This window comes from Rhizobium sp. Rhizsp42 (assembly GCF_047304155.1).
Classification (GTDB): domain Bacteria; phylum Pseudomonadota; class Alphaproteobacteria; order Rhizobiales; family Rhizobiaceae; genus Rhizobium.
The window spans coordinates 1-17,396 of the sequence record NZ_JBGLYS010000051.1 but is presented as its reverse complement, the minus strand read 5'-3'; the positions used below and the strand labels follow the sequence as shown (position 1 = coordinate 17,396).

The 17,396-nt window shown below is 58.1% G+C and carries 19 protein-coding genes and 2 pseudogenes; 2 read left to right on the top strand and 19 right to left on the bottom strand.

Translation table 11 applies throughout. From position 1 onward, the window contains the following. Window positions 1-27: 27 nt before the first annotated feature. On the top strand, window positions 28-174 hold the full coding sequence (locus ACCD05_RS29350; protein WP_413397054.1) for a hypothetical protein: 147 nt from the start codon (window positions 28-30) through the stop codon (window positions 172-174). Here the strand turns inward: ACCD05_RS29350 and ACCD05_RS29345 are convergent. From ACCD05_RS29345 to ACCD05_RS29305, 9 genes and pseudogenes are all read right to left on the bottom strand, one after another. Then, the gene (locus ACCD05_RS29345) at window positions 109-285 is read right to left on the bottom strand and encodes an HWE histidine kinase domain-containing protein (RefSeq protein ID WP_413397047.1); all 177 of its coding nucleotides are present in this window, start codon (window positions 283-285) and stop codon (window positions 109-111) included. The genes ACCD05_RS29350 and ACCD05_RS29345 overlap by 66 nt on opposite strands. A gap of 91 nt (window positions 286-376) precedes the next feature. Further along, window positions 377-586: pseudogene (locus ACCD05_RS29340) on the bottom strand (PAS domain S-box protein); the annotation flags it as partial. 200 nt (window positions 587-786) lie between these two features. Then, window positions 787-1,062, bottom strand: a complete 276-nt coding sequence (locus ACCD05_RS29335; RefSeq protein ID WP_111565398.1) for a hypothetical protein — start codon at window positions 1,060-1,062, stop codon at window positions 787-789. A 98-nt stretch (window positions 1,063-1,160) separates the two neighbouring features. After that, window positions 1,161-1,541, bottom strand: a complete 381-nt coding sequence (locus ACCD05_RS29330; protein WP_111565399.1) for a DUF6481 family protein — start codon at window positions 1,539-1,541, stop codon at window positions 1,161-1,163. Between the two features lie 31 nt (window positions 1,542-1,572). After that, window positions 1,573-1,797, bottom strand: a complete 225-nt coding sequence (locus ACCD05_RS29325; protein WP_112436315.1) for a hypothetical protein — start codon at window positions 1,795-1,797, stop codon at window positions 1,573-1,575. Between the two features lie 122 nt (window positions 1,798-1,919). Further along, window positions 1,920-2,129: a cold-shock protein gene (locus ACCD05_RS29320; RefSeq protein ID WP_018902430.1), complete on the bottom strand. Its 210-nt coding sequence runs from the start codon at window positions 2,127-2,129 to the stop codon at window positions 1,920-1,922. A 208-nt stretch (window positions 2,130-2,337) separates the two neighbouring features. After that, on the bottom strand, window positions 2,338-2,496 hold the full coding sequence (locus ACCD05_RS29315) for a hypothetical protein (RefSeq protein ID WP_162718129.1): 159 nt from the start codon (window positions 2,494-2,496) through the stop codon (window positions 2,338-2,340). 9 nt (window positions 2,497-2,505) lie between these two features. Beyond that, window positions 2,506-2,771, bottom strand: a pseudogene (locus ACCD05_RS29310) (DUF982 domain-containing protein). Window positions 2,772-2,822: 51 nt separating this feature from the next. After that, a complete protein-coding gene (locus ACCD05_RS29305) occupies window positions 2,823-3,905 on the bottom strand; it encodes an aldo/keto reductase (RefSeq protein WP_112436314.1) in 1,083 nt (360 codons plus the stop codon). A 136-nt stretch (window positions 3,906-4,041) separates the two neighbouring features. Between ACCD05_RS29305 and ACCD05_RS29300 the strand changes: the two genes are divergently transcribed. Further along, window positions 4,042-4,932 (top strand): AraC family transcriptional regulator N-terminal domain-containing protein, encoded by an 891-nt coding sequence (locus ACCD05_RS29300; RefSeq protein WP_413397044.1) that lies wholly within the window; start codon window positions 4,042-4,044, stop codon window positions 4,930-4,932. A gap of 226 nt (window positions 4,933-5,158) precedes the next feature. Here the strand turns inward: ACCD05_RS29300 and ACCD05_RS29295 are convergent, their stop codons facing one another. The 10 genes from ACCD05_RS29295 to ACCD05_RS29250 all read right to left on the bottom strand — a co-directional run bounded on the left by ACCD05_RS29295 (window position 5,159) and on the right by ACCD05_RS29250 (window position 17,259). Continuing rightward, window positions 5,159-6,592, bottom strand: a complete 1,434-nt coding sequence (locus ACCD05_RS29295; RefSeq protein ID WP_413397042.1) for an aldehyde dehydrogenase family protein — start codon at window positions 6,590-6,592, stop codon at window positions 5,159-5,161. Between the two features lie 98 nt (window positions 6,593-6,690). Further along, the gene (locus ACCD05_RS29290; RefSeq protein WP_112436312.1) at window positions 6,691-8,319 is read right to left on the bottom strand and encodes an ABC transporter ATP-binding protein; all 1,629 of its coding nucleotides are present in this window, start codon (window positions 8,317-8,319) and stop codon (window positions 6,691-6,693) included. Then, window positions 8,316-9,233, bottom strand: coding sequence for an ABC transporter permease (locus ACCD05_RS29285; RefSeq protein ID WP_111565405.1), 918 nt, complete (start codon window positions 9,231-9,233; stop codon window positions 8,316-8,318). The genes ACCD05_RS29290 and ACCD05_RS29285 overlap by 4 nt, the downstream gene beginning before the upstream one ends. 12 nt (window positions 9,234-9,245) lie before the next feature. After that, entirely contained in the window at window positions 9,246-10,160 is a 915-nt protein-coding gene (locus ACCD05_RS29280) for an ABC transporter permease (RefSeq protein WP_413397052.1), read from the bottom strand. 78 nt (window positions 10,161-10,238) lie between these two features. Continuing rightward, window positions 10,239-11,747, bottom strand: a complete 1,509-nt coding sequence (locus tag ACCD05_RS29275; RefSeq protein WP_111565407.1) for an ABC transporter substrate-binding protein — start codon at window positions 11,745-11,747, stop codon at window positions 10,239-10,241. Window positions 11,748-11,835: 88 nt separating this feature from the next. Beyond that, a complete protein-coding gene (gene kdgD / locus ACCD05_RS29270; protein ID WP_111565408.1) occupies window positions 11,836-12,741 on the bottom strand; it encodes a 5-dehydro-4-deoxyglucarate dehydratase in 906 nt (301 codons plus the stop codon). Window positions 12,742-12,806: 65 nt separating this feature from the next. Continuing rightward, window positions 12,807-13,559, bottom strand: coding sequence for a FadR/GntR family transcriptional regulator (locus ACCD05_RS29265; RefSeq protein ID WP_111565409.1), 753 nt, complete (start codon window positions 13,557-13,559; stop codon window positions 12,807-12,809). A gap of 366 nt (window positions 13,560-13,925) precedes the next feature. Beyond that, a complete protein-coding gene (gene mprF, locus ACCD05_RS29260) occupies window positions 13,926-16,529 on the bottom strand; it encodes a bifunctional lysylphosphatidylglycerol flippase/synthetase MprF (RefSeq protein WP_413397039.1) in 2,604 nt (867 codons plus the stop codon). Between the two features lie 75 nt (window positions 16,530-16,604). After that, window positions 16,605-16,895 (bottom strand): hypothetical protein, encoded by a 291-nt coding sequence (locus tag ACCD05_RS29255; RefSeq protein ID WP_111565411.1) that lies wholly within the window; start codon window positions 16,893-16,895, stop codon window positions 16,605-16,607. Between the two features lie 91 nt (window positions 16,896-16,986). After that, window positions 16,987-17,259, bottom strand: a complete 273-nt coding sequence (locus tag ACCD05_RS29250; RefSeq protein WP_111565412.1) for an usg protein — start codon at window positions 17,257-17,259, stop codon at window positions 16,987-16,989. Window positions 17,260-17,396 lie beyond the last annotated feature (137 nt).

Sequence of the window (17,396 nt, the reverse complement as noted above, 5' to 3'; positions counted from 1 at the left end):
GAAGCGCATCGCGTTCGTAATCAGTTCGTGGAAGGCCATGCCAAGATCAAGGACGGCATTAGCGTCGAGCATAATTTGCTGGCCGATAACATGAAGCGGGTGGAGAGCCTAGAATGGCTCAAGCTGATGCGCGACGAGATCTGCAAGGCTGACACCGGCCCAGTCGACCTGTGACAGAAGATCATGCGAATGGGAAAGCGCCATGATCCTTTCGCGGACCCGCCTCTCGAATTCTTCGATCGAACGGGACCGTGTCGCCGTTTGCCTGATAACGGCTGGTACCACGGCATACTGATCTTTGACGCGATAATTGATTTCCGACGAGCTTGCCGGCCCGGCCTTTGATCGGAGAAATCGTGATCGAAACCGGGACCATCTGCCCGTCCAGGCGGCGCCGCGTCCTCTCGAACGGTTCGATCCGCTCTCCCAGCTTCAACCGGCGCAGAATATCCGTTTCCTCATCCCGTTTGTGGTCGGGTATGATCAGATAGATCGGTTGTCCGACCGCTTCGCTTTCCGCATAGCCGAACATACGTTCGGCAGCCTTATTCGAGCTTACGATTGTGCCGGAAAGATCCTTGCTGATGATGGCGTCGAAGGAAGGCTCGGCGATGCCTGCGAGGCTTCTGCGTTGTGTCCGCCCATGCTCAACCGTTTGGCTTATTTCTGCTCAGTGGACATGATTTAGGCAAGCGCGTGAGAGATCAACCTCGTTGACCGGAAGAAAGTTCACGCAGGCGATCGCTTCACGTGAAGACGAGCGGCTCCCATGAGCGTCTATCGTCGTCAGGGCCGGTCGTAGGTGAAGGACGTCAGGAGGGTTGTGACGAAGTTGCTGGCCCGTTCCTTAACGAGCATCTCCGTCCACTCGCTGGTGCCGCGAAGCCTCAAGTCGGTCTGGATGCTGTCGACGGCCGCTTCTTCTATCCGTTTGATATGGGCGCTGAAGGCCGCTTCGCCAGCACCATGGTACATGTCCCGTATGACCATTCGCAGGATTTCCTGGATCGCAATCTGCCAGGCGGTATTGATTGCCTGCAGCTCGTTCGTGTCCGTTGCCATTAGAGGCTCCTTAGGAGTGAGTGAGTTCGAGCGCGGCTGTATATCGCGCCCTGATCTATTTCACGGCTGCATCCACTCTAAGGGTGGGTGCCTGCACGTTAAGCCTGCCGGGCCTTGCGGGCAGCATAGCGTCTGTCCCGCTCAGCCTTGCGGGCGGCCTCGTCTTTGACGACCCGCGATATCCGGGCGTTTTCGGCGGACTGTCGCGCTTCAATCTCGGCCGCGGCCGCTGCCTCGATGGCTGCCTGTTCTCGGGCTGCAAGAGTTTCGAGGCGGGTGCGCTCCTCAAGTTTCAGTCGCTCCCGTTCCGCACGGCGCGCCTCCCGGGCTTCAACAAGCGAGATGCGCTCCGCCTGTCTGGCAGCTTGTGTTGGCTCGGCGGCGGTCTTCGCGGTCCGGTATGCTGCGAGAAGAGCTGCCTTGGCGTCCGCAGCGGCGGAGCGTCGGTCGGTGAGTTCGTTGTTTCTGGCGTGTTTCAAATCTTTATCCTGATATTAGTGTTTGGGACGATCAGTTGGACTTCGATCGTTTGGCAAGGAGCGCGGATGTTGCCGACATCCGGACGGTTTGCTCCTTGGCGAGGCGCGCGTCGCGCAGCCTCAGGGTCTTGGCATCACGCGCCTGAACTAGCGATTCAAGCTCTTCGGCCGCATGGTTCTTGGCGAAGAACTCCGTCTGAAGATTGCCGAAGGCCGTCTCGGCACGCTGGCGAGATTTGCTATATGTTTCTGTCATTGAATTTCCTCGACGTGGCTTTGAAGCCAAACGAAAAAGGCCAGGCGAACTGCCTGGCCTCAAACTGATAATTGCTCCCGGCAGTGCCAGTACATCCGTGGTCAAAGGGAAGCAGATATCGATTAAGCGGACTGCAGATTGCAGGCCGACATCTTGCCCGACTTCATGTCGCGCTCGAGTTCGAAGCCGATCTTCTGGCCTTCAACGAGCTCGCGCATTCCGGCGCGCTCGACAGCCGAGATGTGAACGAAGGCGTCAGCACCGCCGTTGTCAGGCTGGATGAAGCCAAAGCCCTTGGTGGAATTAAACCATTTTACTGTGCCGGTGGTCATGATGAACCCTTTCAAAGCATATATTGAGGAACCGCGAAACAGGTGCTCCGCAGACGAAAACCGACTATTTTTGAAAGGGAAGTTCGCTTAGAGCACGGTGCCAATCGCGCGGTGAACAAAGCTCGGCAAGCAAAAGATCGATTAGCTATCAATAAGGCAATGATTGCCAGAGGTCAACGGTTAGTTTTGAATTTCTCGGTATCTTATCTTATGGTTGTAATTCCCTGAGCACAATCGGAGACTTACTATCTGCGGAGAGTGCGGCCGCTTTCACTACCTCAAGCGGCCGCTCGATCTCCATGCCCTGAAGGATCGTCGAACCCATCGCAGCGGCGCTGCTTGCGAGCTGCTGCAAAATCTCGCGCATGTCGGCCTCCTAGCGAACGTATGGATCTTTGTCGTGCCGGCGACGGGAGGCGGTGATGATATCAGTCTCCGGCGCCAGCAGATCGTGCTTCTCAGCGAAAGCTGCGAACAGCCCGCGCGCCGTCTCCGCTTCGATCTCGCCGCAAGTGCTGCGCCACAGGCTTTCAGCGCCACCGAATAAGCCGTGTCGCGCATCGATGCTGGCCATTCGACGAGATTCCGGTAGGCGTCCATAACCGTGCGGACCTCAGCCAAGGCCGACAAGGACGGTAGCAAAGCCGCGCCACCAGCCTTATGCTGGTAAGGCTAGTGGCAGTTGCCGAGTTCTCAATAGCGTGCAGCGCTGCTTTCAAGCATAGGCCAGATTGTCGTCTGGAACCCATTTATACTTGTTCCGCCATAGCCAAGCATCGGCGTGCCTGTCTCCAGCACATGCGCCGGAAAATTCAGGGTTGGCTTGGAAATGGCGGAGAGCCTCTCGATATGATCATCGGTGAGCGTTACGTCCAAGGCTGCAAGATTTGCGACGAGTTGTTCTTTGCGGCGGGCACCGAGCAGCAAGGAACGGACTGCAGGGCGCGTCCTGAGCCAGGCGAGCGCGACTGCAGCTGGGCTTGCACCGAGCTCCTCTGCAACTTGATGCAGTACCTCAATGACATCATAGTCGGATTGTGACGGAGCGCCTGTTATCACCGCGCGTGCCGCATCTGTCGGCGCGGCAGCCGAGCGTCTGTACCTGCCGGACAGAAAGCCGTTCTTCAGCGGACTCCAAGGCATGATGGCCATGTCCATCGCCTCAGCCATCGGCACATGTTCGCCTTCGATCGTCCGCTCAAGCAACGAATATTCGAGCTGAAGGGCAATGATCGGCGTCCAGCCACGAAAATGCGACAGGACGGAGGCCTCGGCGGTTTTCCATGCAGGCAGATCCGAGAGGCCGATATATCGGACCTTGCCCGATCGCACAAAGTCATCGAGGGTCCGCAGCGTCTCTTCGATCGGCGCGAACCTGTCCCAATTATGAAGCCAGTAGATATCAACATAGTCGGTCTTCAGCCGGCGCAGCGATGCGTCCAACTGATCGATCATCGACTTGCGGCCAGCACCGCCCCCATTCGGATCACCCGGATGCAGGCTGCCAAAGAACTTTGTGCCTATGACGACCCGATCCCGTCTAGATCCCTGCCCGGCGAAATAGTCGCCTATGATCTTCTCTGAATGACCATTGGTATAGATGTTCGCCGTATCGATCGAGTTGCCGCCACGATCGAGATATTCGGCAAGGATGGCCGTGGAATGCTCGGCATCCGTACCCCAGCCCCAATCCTCGCCGAAGGTCATTGTACCGAGGGTGAGCGGGCTGACACGAAGTGCCGAGCGGCCGAGCGTGGCAAATGAATCCGGCGACATAGCCGCCTCCTGTTGTTCGAATTCAGTCGCCCTTATCTATCGCTTTACGATGCGATGGGTGTAGACCATTGCTGCCAAGCTGTTGCACATTCCTGCCAAGCACGTGTCGGACTGGGTGCTAATACCGGGACTGCCTATGGAAAAGCTTTCACAATTTGCAGCGCTGATCGAACGGAATACCGGCACGGACTACATGACCAACGTGCTGCCAGGTATCCGCCTGTTGCGCTCGGCGCGAGAAACAGAGCCACTTTTTGGCTTGGCTGTACCGACATTCGCCGTTGTCGCACAAGGTGCCAAGCAGACCGCGATCGGCGATATGGTCTGCGATTACCGCGCGGGAGACTATCTCGTTGTCTCTCTGGATGTCCCCGTCAGCGCCCATGTTACGCTAGCGAGCGAAGGCGATCCGTTCCTCGGTTTCGAAATGGCGCTTGATCCTGCGGCGTTGGCTGCCCTTGCTGTCGAAACCGGCCTCCATCCGTTGGAGGTAGAAATCCAGACGACCGCGGCGACCAGCACCGTTTCGGACAACCTGCTCGATCCGCTTAACCGGCTCCTTGGCCTTCTTGAGGCGCCCGCAGACGCCAGAGCGCTGCGGCCGGCGATCGAGCGGGAAATCATGTGGCGTCTGCTGACTGGCGCGCACGCTTCGATCATCCGCCAGATCGGCCTGGCGGGCGGCACAATCTCGCGGGTGGTAACCGCCATCGAATGGCTCAAGCAGAATTATGCCACGCCGTTTCAAGTTGAAGATCTCGCGTCCCGAGCCGGCATGAGCGTCACATCTTTTCTTCGGCATTTCCGCCGCGCCACATCAATGACGCCAATCCAGTACCAGAAACGCGTCCGCCTGATCCACGCTCGCACGAAGCTGCTCTCAGAGCATCGAAGCGTCGCCTCAATCGGCTTCGAAATTGGCTATGAAAGCGCCTCCCAGTTCAATCGAGAGTATCGGCGGGAATTCGGAGCGTCACCGGGCGTTGATGTCCAACGATTACGCCTTGCCGGCCAAGTCATGGAATAGTGCCTTGTTTCAAAGAGGCATGTAATGCTCTTGAACGGATCTGAACCCTTGACCCCTTAATTGACTGAATAGGCCCCGGATTTGTAGACGCCTTCTTTCCTAACACTCAGGCAAGAAGGCGTCCAATCCAGTGCCCTATACAAATGGTGGGTCGGGCGGTCGGGTACAGCCGATATTTTTATCACCTACCAAGTTGATCCAAAGAGCAGATTGCGCACGGATGTTCTCACGCCAGCGTGTACGCGGTCTTGAAGGTTGTAAAGAATTGGGCGGCGTACTTGCCCTGCTCGCGCGAACCGAACGACGATGCCTTGCGGCCGCCGAACGGAACGTGGAAGTCGACACCCGCCGTCGGCAGGTTGACCATCACCATGCCGGCTTCCGAATTGCGCTTGAAGTGCGTCGCATGCTTCAGGCTCGTCGTCGCGATACCGGCAGACAAGCCAAACGGCGTGTCGTTGGCAACGCCGAGCGCTTCGTCGTAATCCTTAACGCGGATGACGGAGGCGACCGGTCCGAAGATTTCTTCGCGGCTGATGCGCATCTGGTTGGTGGCCTCCGTAAACAGTGTCGGCTGCAGGTAGAAGCCCGGTTTTTCGCGCGAGATCGTCTCGCCGCCGAAAGCGAGCTTGGCGCCTTCTTGGCGGCCGATGGCGATGTAGTCGGTGTCGGTTGCCAGCTGACGCTCGTCAACGACCGGGCCGATATGGGTGCCGGCCTTCAGCGCATCGTCAACCACCAGCGTCTTCAGCTTTTCGGTGAGGGCCGCAACGAACTTGTCGTGGATGCCCTCGGTGACGATCAGGCGCGAGGATGCGGTGCAGCGCTGTCCGGTCGAGGAGAAGCCGGAGTTGGCGGCAGCTTCGACGGCAACAGTGAGATCAGCGTCATCGAGAACGACCATCGGGTTCTTGCCGCCCATTTCCAGCTGGAACTTGCGGTTATGTTCGATGGAGGCCGCAGCGACGCGCTTGCCGGTGCCGGTCGAGCCGGTAAAGGTGATGGCCGCGAGATCGGCGCTGGCGAGCATGGCCTGGCCAACGACCGAGCCCTTGCCCATGACGAGGTTTAGGACGCCCTTCGGCAAGCCGGCACGATGCAGGATATCGACGATGGCGTGGGCGCAACCCGGAACCAGTTCGGCCGGCTTGAAGACAATGGTGTTGCCGTAGCAAAGCGCCGGGGCGATCTTCCAGGCCGGGATGGCGATCGGAAAATTCCAGGGCGTAACGATGCCGACGACGCCGACGGCTTCGCGGGTGATCTCGACGCCGATGTTCGGGCGGACCGACGGCAGGACTTCGCCTGCAAGGCGCAGCGCCTCACCGGCGAAGAAATCAAAAATCTGGCCCGCGCGGATCGTTTCGCCTATGGCCTCCGGCAGCGTCTTGCCTTCTTCGCGGGCGAGCAGACGGCCAAGCTCGTCCTTGCGCGCAATGATCTCATCCGACGTCTTCTTAAGGATCGCGTGGCGTTCCAGAATACCCGAGCGCGACCAGGCCGGAAACGCAGCCTTAGCAGCGGCAATGGAAATCTCCACGTCGTCTGCCGATGCGTGAGCGTAAAGGCCGATAACTTCGTTTGTGTTCGACGGGTTGATGTTTTCAACGCCATCACTGCCGACCCATTCGCCGGCAATCAGATTCTGACGAAGTCTCATGGATATTCGCTTTCTCTAGCAGCTTGACTTCAGGCCGTAGCTAATCAGTTCGCCAGACACGCCCCGGCAACTGCGGCGACCATGCAGATAGATGACTTTCATGCCCATTTGGGCCGGGGCACGGAATTCAAGAGCGACTTTGTGTAGGGATGTTCCGGGTAATTGAAGAGGATTTCCGTATCGCTTTCCTCAACCACCTTGCCTTGTTGCATAACCAATATCCGGTCGGCGAACTCACGCACGATCGGCAGGTCATGCGTGATGAAAACGTAAGAGAGCCCTAGCCTGCTGCGCAGATCGGCCAAAAGCCCGATGACCTGCATCTGGATCGACACGTCAAGCGCTGAGACAGCTTCGTCGCACACGATCAGTTCAGGCTCACTGGCCAATGCCCGCGCAATCGCGATGCGTTGTCGTTGACCACCGGAAAACTGGTGAGGATGACGCTCGGCATGTTCAGCCTTGAGCCCGACAAGCTCCAGAAGCTCCACAACTCGGTCCTTCCAGCCTGCTTTTGGCATGATGTCGCGATGGATTGCCCAGGGCTCGGAAATGATCGAGCGCACATTCATCCGGGGGTTCATCGAGCCAAAGGGATCCTGGAACACCATCTGCACGCGCCGTCGGAATCCGTTCAGCGCTTTTCCTCCCAGCAAGAACACATCCTCCTCGCCAAAAATCGCCTTGCCTGATGTGGGTTCATCGAGCCTGAGCAACATGCGGGCGATGCTCGACTTACCGGAACCGGACTCACCCACGATACCGACCGTTTCGCCGCGACGGACAGTGAAGCTGACGTCATCGACGGCCCGGAATTCCCGTTTCGGCGAGAACGGACCGGCGCCGAGAACGTAGTGTTTACTGAGTTTCTCGACCTTCAACAGAACGTCGCCCTTGACCTCCGTCCGCGTTCGCTCCGACGCCTCACCGCCGTGAGGCATAGCTGACATCAGCCGACGGGTATAGGCATGGGCAGGGTTGGTGAAGACGTCCTGCGCCTTGCCGCTCTCGACCACCTTGCCGCCATTCATCACAATGATGCGGTCCGCCATCGCCGCGGCGACCTCAAGATCGTGCGTTATCATGATCAGTGCCATGCCGGTTTCACGTTGCAAGTCACTGAGCAGTTCCAGGATCTGCGATTGCACGCTGACATCAAGCGCCGTCGTCGGCTCGTCGGCGATGAGAATGTCCGGTTTCAGCGCGATTGCCATGGCGATCATGACACGCTGGCGCTGTCCGCCGGAGAACTGATGCGGATAATAGTCGATCCGCCTTCCGGCATCAGGAATGCCGACACGCTCCAGCAGTTTGACGACCCTGTCCCGCACCGAGCCCGCGTCACCATCACTATGAGCTTCAAAGACTTCTTCGATCTGCCGTCCAACAGTGTAGACCGGATTGAGATAGGCCAACGGGTCCTGGAATATCATCGCGATACGCCGCCCGTTCAACGCGCGGCGTCCCTCCTCATCAAGGCGCGACATATCCATGCCATCGAAAATTAGCGAGCCCGAGACGATATCGCCCGGCGGGCAGTCGATCAGGCCCATCACAGTTCCGGTGCTGACGCTCTTGCCAGATCCACTTTCGCCCAGAATAACCAGCGTCTCGCCGGGGCAGACGTTGAACGATACGTTGTCGACGGCACGGACCGGATCACCCTCGGACAGAAAGTCGACCGTCAGGTTCTTGATCGTGAGGATGGCTTTGTCCGAATCTGTCATCGTGGGGCCTTTCGCAGCGATTGCAGGCGCCAGCGCTGCAGCGGATCGGCAACGGTCCGTGCCCAGCTGGCGAGAATGTTCAGGGAAAGGGTCGTCAGCAGGATTGCCAAGCCCGGCCAGAAGGCAATCCACCAGGCGGATGCGAGATAACCACGTCCATTGGCTACCATCGCGCCCCAGGTGAAATCGGGAGGCTGGATACCGAGGCCGAGGAAACTCAGCGAGGATTCCGCCAGGATCACGGTCGCGAAATCGATTGCTGCGATGGTTCCCAGCGTTGGCAAAACCAGTGGCGCAATGTGCCGGAACAGGATGCGGCCGGAACTCGCGCCCATCGAGCGGGCGGCGCTGACGAACATTCGCTCGCGCAATTCCAGAACCTCGGCGCGCGCGGTGCGGATAAAGATCGGCATGCGGGTGATCGCCAGGACGATCACAAGATTCATCATGCTGGGGCCGAGCGTGTAGAGCACGATCAACGCCAGAAGCAATGATGGAAAACTCATGATCACGTCAGCGAGACGCAGGATGACATGACTGTACCAGCGCTCGGAATAGCCGGCGATCAAGCCAAGCATGCCGCCAGTAGCCGTGGAGACGAAAACGGCGGCGGCGGCAATGCCGAGGGTGTTTTGTGCACCAACAATCAGCCGGGCCAGAATCGGGCGTCCCAACGTATCGGCGCCGAGGATGTACAGGAAACCCTGCTCTGTGGAAAAGGGCGCCAGATTGCGCTGTCTGAGCCCGAGCTTGCCGGCAAGGTCGCCCACCAGCAGCGGGCCAAAGAGGACACAGGCAAGGAGCAGGACAAGGAAGAGCGCGGCGCAGAGCGCCAGCTTGTCACGAGCGAGGTAGATCGCCAGTTGCCGCGCGTTTCCGGGCGATTTCGCGGACGCGATTGTCACGTCGGCCATGGTCGTCCTCCCTCAGTAGCGGATGCGCGGATCGAGCGTGACATAAAGCAGATCGATCGCGATGTTGACGATGAAGATGGCGATGGCCGTTATAAGGATCGCCGACTGCACAACGGCGAAATCCCGCTGGATGATGGAATCGATCATCAGCTTGCCGATGCCTGGCCAACCGAAAATTGTCTCAACAACAACGGCGCCGTTGATCAATCCCGTAGCCAGATCCCCCGCGACTGTAATGACCGGAAGCAGCGAATTCCTCAAGGCGTGACCGAAGATGATCTTGCGGCGCACCATGCCCTTCGCATGAGCCATCTTGATATAGGGCGAGGCAAGCGCTGAGATCATCGTTCCGCGCACCACCTGCACTAGAAGACCAAAGGGGCGCAGCATGAGTACCGCGATTGGCATGATCCAATGCCAACCGGTTCCGGTGCCAGATGTTGGCAGAAGCCCAAGCCCTACCGCAAAGACGAGAATGCCGACGATTGCAACCCAGAAATCGGGTGTGCTAGCACCGGATAGCGATACAAGTCCGGCGATACGATCAAACACGCTGCGGGGCCGTGCGGCGGCCAAAGCGCCGACGATGATCGCAAGCACAGTTGCCAATGTCATTGCGACGAAGGCAAGTTTCAACGTGGCCGGAAAGGCTTCGAGCGCCACGTCGATGGCGGACCGGTTCTGGCGCAGCGATTGACCAAAATCCAGCGACAGCAAATTCTGCAGGTATTGCAGGAACTGAACGTGAATGGGCTGATCGAGACCGTTCAGTCGCGCAAACGCTTCTCGCGCCTCAAGGCTGGAATCGAGTGGTAGATAAAGCGCCGAGGGGTCGCCCGTCAGGCGTGTCAGGAAGAAGACGAGTGTCAGCAGACCGACCAGCGATATTATGCTGTGATACGCCCGCCGGCCGATATAGCCGAGCATCATCTGGAACCTCTGGTTTCACTTGGAGTTCAGGCGAGCGCGGAAGATCTTCTCCACGCCCGCCCGGTCTGTTGTGGCTTAATTCTTGAGGCCGATATTCGCGAGTGGAATCTCGCTGTTGGTGGTGATGTCGGGCTTCCAGTCGAGACGCTTGCCAACGCGGGTGTAGCCGATCATGTGGAACATCGGAATGTCCAAAGCCAGTTCGTCATGTACCTTGTTGAAGACCGCCTTGAACCGGGTTGTGCGATCCTCTCCGGTGGCTGCTAGAGCATCGGCGATTTCCTTATCCAGCGCAGGGTCGCTGACGGTGGAATAGCTACCCGCCGAGGTGTAGAAGATTGGAATGGTGAAGGCGGCATCACCCTTGTTGTTGTCGTGCATCATCTGCAGCAAGTTGGGACCGCGGCCTTCCGGGAACGGTTTCTGGAGATATCGCAGCCAATCGTTCACATCCAGCATGGTGAGCTTCACGTTGAGGCCGACATCCTGCCACATGGCCATCATGGCCTCCATGGCTTCCGTACCGTTCGGATAGATGCCGTTGCGGCCGATCAGTTCGATCTCCGTATCGACAGGGACGCCCGCTGCCTTTGCCTCGGCAATCAACGCGCGCGCCTGCTCAGCGTCGAACGTCCAGGGCGCCAGCTTGTCGTCGTGGCCATTGATACCGACGACGACCATTTGTGATGCGCGCTTGGTATCGTCTCCGAAAAGCTGCGCAAGGCCTTCCCAGTCAATCGCAAGGTTAAGAGCCTTGCGAATACGAACATCGTCTAGCGGCGCAAACCCGGCATCAATGCGCAGCGCTGTCGTTTCCGAATTAAGATAGGCGAAATCCGTTTCGGGATTGACAGCGTCCTGGATCGCGATGGACGGCGTCAGGTCTGCTTCACCGGTCTCCACCATGGCAGCGCGGATCGAGGATTCCGGACGCCAGACGTAGCTGGCCTTGGTGATGGCGGGCTTTTTGCCCCAATAGCCGTCAAAGCCTTCTAATACGACCGTCTGCGGCGTAAAGCTTGCAAGCTTGAAAGGACCGGTACCGATAGGATCATTGACCGCCTTGTCGATCGGTGTGTTCGGAGAGACCACCATGACCACGCTGAGCAATGTCGGCAGGATCGGTTGCGGTGTATCCGACGTGATCTCGACCGTCAGGTCATCGACAGCCGTCACCGCGAGCTTGGCGGCGCCGAACTTGGCAATATTGCTGCAGGTCACCTTCCCGCCGGTCATGCGCTCGATCGAGAATTTGACGGCTTCTGCATTGAAAATGGCACCATCCTGGAACTTCACACCTTCGCGCAGTTTCAGCCGCCAGGTGTTCGGATCTGTCTGGGTCCACTCGGTAGCAAGGCCCGGTGTTGCCTGACCGTTCGTGGGATCGATGACCGTCAGCGGTTCGACGACATTGCGGCCAAGAATCTGCCCGACATTGGTGATGATGGTGCCGCAAGGCTCGAGGTTTGCCGGCTGCTCCGGCAGAACAATATTGATTTCAGACGAACTCTGCGCTGTTGCATGGCCGGCGAAACTTGCCACGACCATCGCGCCCGCGATGAAACGAATAGACTTTATAGGCATTTGCACTCCTCCCAAAAGTGAAACGATGAAGTTTTAATATTGCGTCGTCGACGGGCGCTGCTCTCTCAGCGCCTGCCGACGGCTTTGCTTAACCCTGGGCTCCCTTTATCAGGTCATGCAGGATTTCCCGCTCCTCACCCGTCAGATCAACCAGCGGGGGACGAACCGGACCTGGGGTATAGCCGACCAGATCAACACCTGCCTTGATGATGGAGACCGGGTAGCCCGCCTTGCGATCGCGAAGCGCGGCAAAGGGGAAGAAGAATTTATGAAGAATAGTCTCCATTGTCGTACGATCACCCGCTCGCATGGCGCGATAGAAGCGCTGCGCCAGTTCGGGCACAAAGTTGAAGACGGCCGAAGAATAGGTGGTAACCCCTACACCGTTGAAACCTTCGGCGAAAAGTTCATGAGTCGGCATGCCGCCGATATAGCAGAGCCGGTCGCCCAGCTTGGCCGTCACATGGCGCACGAGATCCACCCTGCCCGTGCCGTCCTTGAAACCGATAAGGTTGGTGCAGGCTTCCGCCAAACGCGCGACTGTATCGGCGTTGGCAACGGAATTGGCTCGATTATAGAGAATCACACCCAGGCTCGTGGAATCGCAGACGGCTTTAACATGAGCGAAAATGCCGTCTTGCGGCGCTTCCGTGAGATAGTGCGGCAGCAGGAGAATCCCATCTGCCCCAGCCTTCTCCGCGATCGACGCGGTCTCAAAGGCGAGAGAGGCACCATAGCCGCATCCCGCGATGATCGGTACGTTACCGGAGACATCCTTGGCGGCTCTCGTCACTTCCCCCACCTCGGACGGTGACAGGGAAAAGAACTCTCCCGTCCCGCCGGCAGAAAACAGAGCAGCCGCCTCAAAACCCGACAGCCACTCTACGTGACGGCGATAGCTATCGAGATTGAGCTTGTAGTCCGACGTAAAGTGCGTGACTGGAAAGGACAGGAGCCCTGAGCCCACACGCGATTTGATTTCTTCAGGCGACAACGAATTTCCTCCCACACTGAAAACCTTCCGGTGGGATAATTCATATTATGACTTTTTAAGATGAGTCAACCATTTTCATCTTTTTTATGAGATTGCCCCCATGATGTCAGAGAGCGGTAACGCTTGATACCCGTCACAAGATGTCGCCGCATAGCCTCGCGCGCCCGGTCGGGATCGCGGGCTAAAATCGCCTCGGCGATATCTCGATGCTCGTCGAGTATCGGGGCGTCCCTACTCGGCAGCGGGTCGACACCGCCCATGACCGTGCGAAACTTCACACGTGGAATCATCCGCCTCCCCACATGTTCGAGGAACGTTTTGAAACGGGCGTTGTTGGTCGCCGTTGCGATAGCCATGTGGAACTGGAAGTCAGCCTCGTCGGTGGGATTTCCAATCGCAACGAGATTTGAGAATCGCTCGACCTGAGCTTGGATTTCGGCTTCCTGAGCCGGTGAACTTCTCATGGCTGCAAGACCTGCCGCCTCCACCTCGATGCCAATACGCAATTCCAATTCTTCAATGATATCGGATATCTTGTCAGTCTCGCCTGTAAACAGCCCAAGACCCGTATCGGACTGCCGCGGACCGATCACAAAGACGCCGGAGCCCTGCTTCGATTCGACAAGCCCGTCTGCCCTCAGAGCAGCGATCGCCTCGCGAACGACGGTGCGACTGACCCCGAACTTGTCGGTCAACGCGGGTTCGGTAGGCAACTTGTCTCCGATTGCGTAATAGCCTGCATCGATCTGCGCTCGAAGTGCGTCTTCGACTCCCGCAGACAAGGATCTGTGGCCGCGCGAGCGTTTCAGTTCTGACATTATCCCCCCAAATTCATCCGAAATTCATTACATTATCATAGCATGCATCATGACTATTTGCGATCACTTTGGGAGCAGTTTTGCAGCTTTTGTTGAGAGATGCGCTATGCCCCTTCGGCAATATGCGGATGTGCCTCAGCATTAGCGAGATTGCCGCTTCAATGTCAGATGAACTTTGAGACCTCAGGTTTGGCGCCTTGAGTAGATTCGAACCATCGACTAGGCCATTTCTCTCGACCGTTCACGGAACTAAAAAGTTGTGCCGAAGTGCGGCGTCGTCGCTCGCAAAAATAGACTGGCTCGGCAGCTCCAGCAGATGAGCCGGCCGTCGCGCTGCGATTACCGCGCTAAGCTCGCCGGCTACGATCATTTCCTAACAACTCCCTTCAGTCCGCCCCCGATGAGAAAGGTCACATCCATCAACGCTATCATCGGGTTGCCCGCGCCTGAAACCGCAAGATAGCGCGGTTGCCAGTGCGGGAGGAACTTCGATTTGAATGCCCGAAGGCCTTTGAAATTGTAGAAGCGCTCTCCGTGCTCGAAGACATTGCGGCCGATGCGGTCCCAGACAGGGGCCGTTTCGCGCTTCGACATCCCTGAAAGCGGCGCCATGCCGAGGTTGAAGTACTTGTAGCCCTCCGCTTTCAGATGCTCCATGATCTGCACGAAGAGGAAGTCCATGGCGCCTTTTGGCGCATCTGGCGAGAAGCGCATCAGGTCGATCGTGGCTTCGAACTTGGTTTCGGTGACGAGGATATTGGCAAAGGCAACAATTCGGCCGTCCTTCCTCAACACGCCGACTGGCTGCGACATGACGTAATCTGGCTTGAAGGCGCCGAGGGAGAAGCCTTTCTCCCTGGTATTGTGGTCTTCTAGCCAGGCGCTCGAAACTGCGGACAAGTCGTCGAAAATGGACGTTACCCCTTCCGCCAAGATGACTTCGAAACTCAAACCCTCGCGCTGGGCGCGGCTTGCCGTCTGGCGCAGGTTCGCCCATTTGCCACCTTTCATCTCGAAGGTGCGCAGATCCGCCACCGCCAGTTCGCCCAGCTTGAAGGCACGCAAGCCCGCATCGGCACAATGGGACAGCAGCGACGGCGAGATCTGGTAGAAGACCGCCCGGCAGCCAGCGGCACGTGCGGCCTCCACAAAGCGCCAGACCAGCTCCTGCACGGCGTGATGATCGCCGATAGGATCGAACAGCGCGATCCATGAGCGACCCTGCCGGCCGTACATGATGAAGGCGTCGCCCTTTTCGGAGAACATGATGGACTTGTCGCCCATGCGCACCAGGTTGGCGTCCGCACTATCCTGCTTGTCGACGATGTCCACTGCACGGCGAACGGCGTCTTCATCCGCCGGCTCAGGCTTGAAAGTCGCCGGCCGCAACAGGCTGAAGATGGAGATCGCCAGGGAAATGATGGTGATGCCGAGCAACGCTCGCAGACCGCGCGGCGCTTCCGCGGCAAATTCGAACTGCCACCAGAGCTCATTGCTGTATTCCACTTCACGATAGACGAAAAGCAGGATAACGACAGCGCCGACGACGATCACCGAGATGGCCATCAGCCAGGATGCCGTCATCGCCTGATTGAGCAGCGAGGCATGTCGGGTAAACAGCCGGCGACTGACGAACAGCCCAAAGATCAGGAAGGCCAGGAGGGCCGCTTCGACAAGCGCGACGGCCTTCAGCAGCGAAAGTGTCAGTGCGGCAAGCGCAGACAAAACCGCCACCCACCAGGCACCATCGAGCCGCTGGCCAAGGCCACGGGCGGCGACAACCAGCGCGAGGCCGAACAGGCTGGACAGGAAATGCGCGCCTTCTACAATCGGCAGCGGCAGATAGTCGGAGAGCAGTTCAAGGTTCTGATCGGGCGTCGGCGTCACGCTCGAAAAGATCAGCATGCCGCCCAGAAGCAGCGCCAGCGCCGACAGAAGCTGCGGCATCAGCCGACCGCCTATGCGCCTGAGGCTAGAGGCGGTGGGATGGTCGACGAAGCGGCGAAGCTCGGTCGCCGATACCGCGAGAATAGCGATCAGGAGCGGCAGAACATGATAGATCAGGCGATAGAGGACCAGCGAGCCCAGAACGGCGTCGATATTCACCGCGCTGCCGAGCGAAGCGATGATGACGGTCTCGAAGACGCCGAGACCAGCCGGAACGTGGCTGAGCACTCCGAGCCCGATGGCAATCGCATAAACGGCCAGGAAAACCGGCCAGCCGATCGCCGTCTGCGGTAAGAGCACGTAGAGCACCGAGGCGGAGGCGGCGATATCGAAAGCCGTGACAAGGAACTGGCGCGACCACGTGCGCGAGTCCGGCAGACGTAATGTGGCCGGGCCGATCTCGATGATCCGACCATCGCGGCCAAGCACGACCAGAATGCCAAGGATCGCGAGGATCGTCCCCGCAATCACGCGAAGCCAGAAACTGCTGAAACTGATCAGCGGCGCTATCTCACCAGCGATGACAAGCAAAGAGATCGCGGCGACGGCGGCGAGACCGAGGCCGAAGGACAACGTCACGAAGGCGATGACGCGGCCGATATCCTCGGGCGAAAGACCCAGTCGTGTATAGGCACGGTACCGGATCGCGCCACCTGACAGCGCACCGAAACCTGCGGTATTGCCCACCGCATATGCGCTGAAAGCCGTAAGCGCGACATACGGAAAAGGCAGGCGCTTGCCGATATAATCAATCGCATTGATATCGTAGAAGACGAGCGCCAGGAAGCTCAGTGCAGTAAAGAACATAGCTAACAGGATCGAGCTCAGGCTCATTTCCGCTAGCGCCTCGACTACATCATCGTAGCGAACCTCGTCCGTCAGCTGCATGATGGCATAACCGACGAGGCAGAACAGCGTCACCGTCGCAATTGCAACGAGTGGGGTGCGATAACGACGGAGAAGGTCCCGAAATCCGCCGACATCTTCGCGTTGCATTTCTTCCAAATCGTTCGGACCCGCCATGTTACCACCAAGGATTGCTACCTACCGCAGCGCCGGCATGAGCTTAGCTTTCATGGATTCGCCACCCCATCCCTATCAATGGACAGATCGACTGATGACGCGATGGGGATAGGCGGCCTTGAACTGCGCCATCATCGCGCTGGCCTCCTGCAGCACACGTTCGGCCTTTTCAGGATCATCGCGAGCAAGTTCGTCAGCATTGACGCGCATTGCTTCTGCCATGCTGGCGGACATCATCGCGAACTTCCCTTCTCCATAGACCAGCGCCTCGTTTGCAGCGGTCTCAAGCCATCTGGCAAAGTCCACAATGATCTCTTCGCGTTCATCGACGCCAACACTCTTGATGATGCTGATGTTCTCTTCCATGCAGGTATCACTCCATACACAATCAACGCACACCGAGTTCAACTCTCGGGCGGTCGATCAGCTAGGAAGACGAAAAATCAAAATCAAGAGTTCAATGGAGCTTGAACTCGCCCTCGACACGGCGCCATTCGTGTGGCCCGATCAGCCGCTGGTGGGAATAGCGGACAGAGTGGAGAGGCCCGTCGAGGTTCGCCTGCCAGAAGCCGAGGAACTTGTGCATCTCCGGAAAATCAGGTGCGAGATCATAGTCCTGCCAGACGTAGGTTTGCAGGACGGATTCGAAGTCGGGAATGCGGTAGAGGATATGCGCGGTGGTCAGCCCGTAGCCGTTGAGCTGACGCTCCAGATCCGACGAGAATTGCATGCTTCATCTCCGTTTCATGACGCTGCGAAGGTGACTTAAAATCTTGCACTCATCAATGGTTTTTTGAATTCGGCGATGCTGTTTATTGTTCCTTTCCAGCATGTTAGCAGCCAACGACGCCGAGTGCTAATTTTTCT

Bases quoted from the DNA above. Each gene is read 5' to 3' on its own strand.
- ACCD05_RS29335 (WP_111565398.1), bottom strand. From the start codon at position 1,062: ATGGCAACGGACACGAACGAGCTGCAGGCAATCAATACCGCCTGGCAG.
- ACCD05_RS29325 (WP_112436315.1), bottom strand. From the start codon at position 1,797: ATGACAGAAACATATAGCAAATCTCGCCAGCGTGCCGAGACGGCCTTC.
- ACCD05_RS29320 (WP_018902430.1), bottom strand. From the start codon at position 2,129: ATGACCACCGGCACAGTAAAATGGTTTAATTCCACCAAGGGCTTTGGC.
- ACCD05_RS29315 (WP_162718129.1), bottom strand. From the start codon at position 2,496: ATGCGCGAGATTTTGCAGCAGCTCGCAAGCAGCGCCGCTGCGATGGGT.
- ACCD05_RS29305 (WP_112436314.1), bottom strand. From the start codon at position 3,905: ATGTCGCCGGATTCATTTGCCACGCTCGGCCGCTCGGCACTTCGTGTC.
- ACCD05_RS29300 (WP_413397044.1), top strand. From the start codon at position 4,042: ATGGAAAAGCTTTCACAATTTGCAGCGCTGATCGAACGGAATACCGGC.
- ACCD05_RS29295 (WP_413397042.1), bottom strand. From the start codon at position 6,592: ATGAGACTTCGTCAGAATCTGATTGCCGGCGAATGGGTCGGCAGTGAT.
- ACCD05_RS29290 (WP_112436312.1), bottom strand. From the start codon at position 8,319: ATGACAGATTCGGACAAAGCCATCCTCACGATCAAGAACCTGACGGTC.
- ACCD05_RS29285 (WP_111565405.1), bottom strand. From the start codon at position 9,233: ATGGCCGACGTGACAATCGCGTCCGCGAAATCGCCCGGAAACGCGCGG.
- ACCD05_RS29280 (WP_413397052.1), bottom strand. From the start codon at position 10,160: ATGCTCGGCTATATCGGCCGGCGGGCGTATCACAGCATAATATCGCTG.
- ACCD05_RS29275 (WP_111565407.1), bottom strand. From the start codon at position 11,747: ATGCCTATAAAGTCTATTCGTTTCATCGCGGGCGCGATGGTCGTGGCA.
- ACCD05_RS29265 (WP_111565409.1), bottom strand. From the start codon at position 13,559: ATGTCAGAACTGAAACGCTCGCGCGGCCACAGATCCTTGTCTGCGGGA.
- mprF (WP_413397039.1), bottom strand. From the start codon at position 16,529: ATGGCGGGTCCGAACGATTTGGAAGAAATGCAACGCGAAGATGTCGGC.
- ACCD05_RS29255 (WP_111565411.1), bottom strand. From the start codon at position 16,895: ATGGAAGAGAACATCAGCATCATCAAGAGTGTTGGCGTCGATGAACGC.
- ACCD05_RS29250 (WP_111565412.1), bottom strand. From the start codon at position 17,259: ATGCAATTCTCGTCGGATCTGGAGCGTCAGCTCAACGGCTACGGGCTG.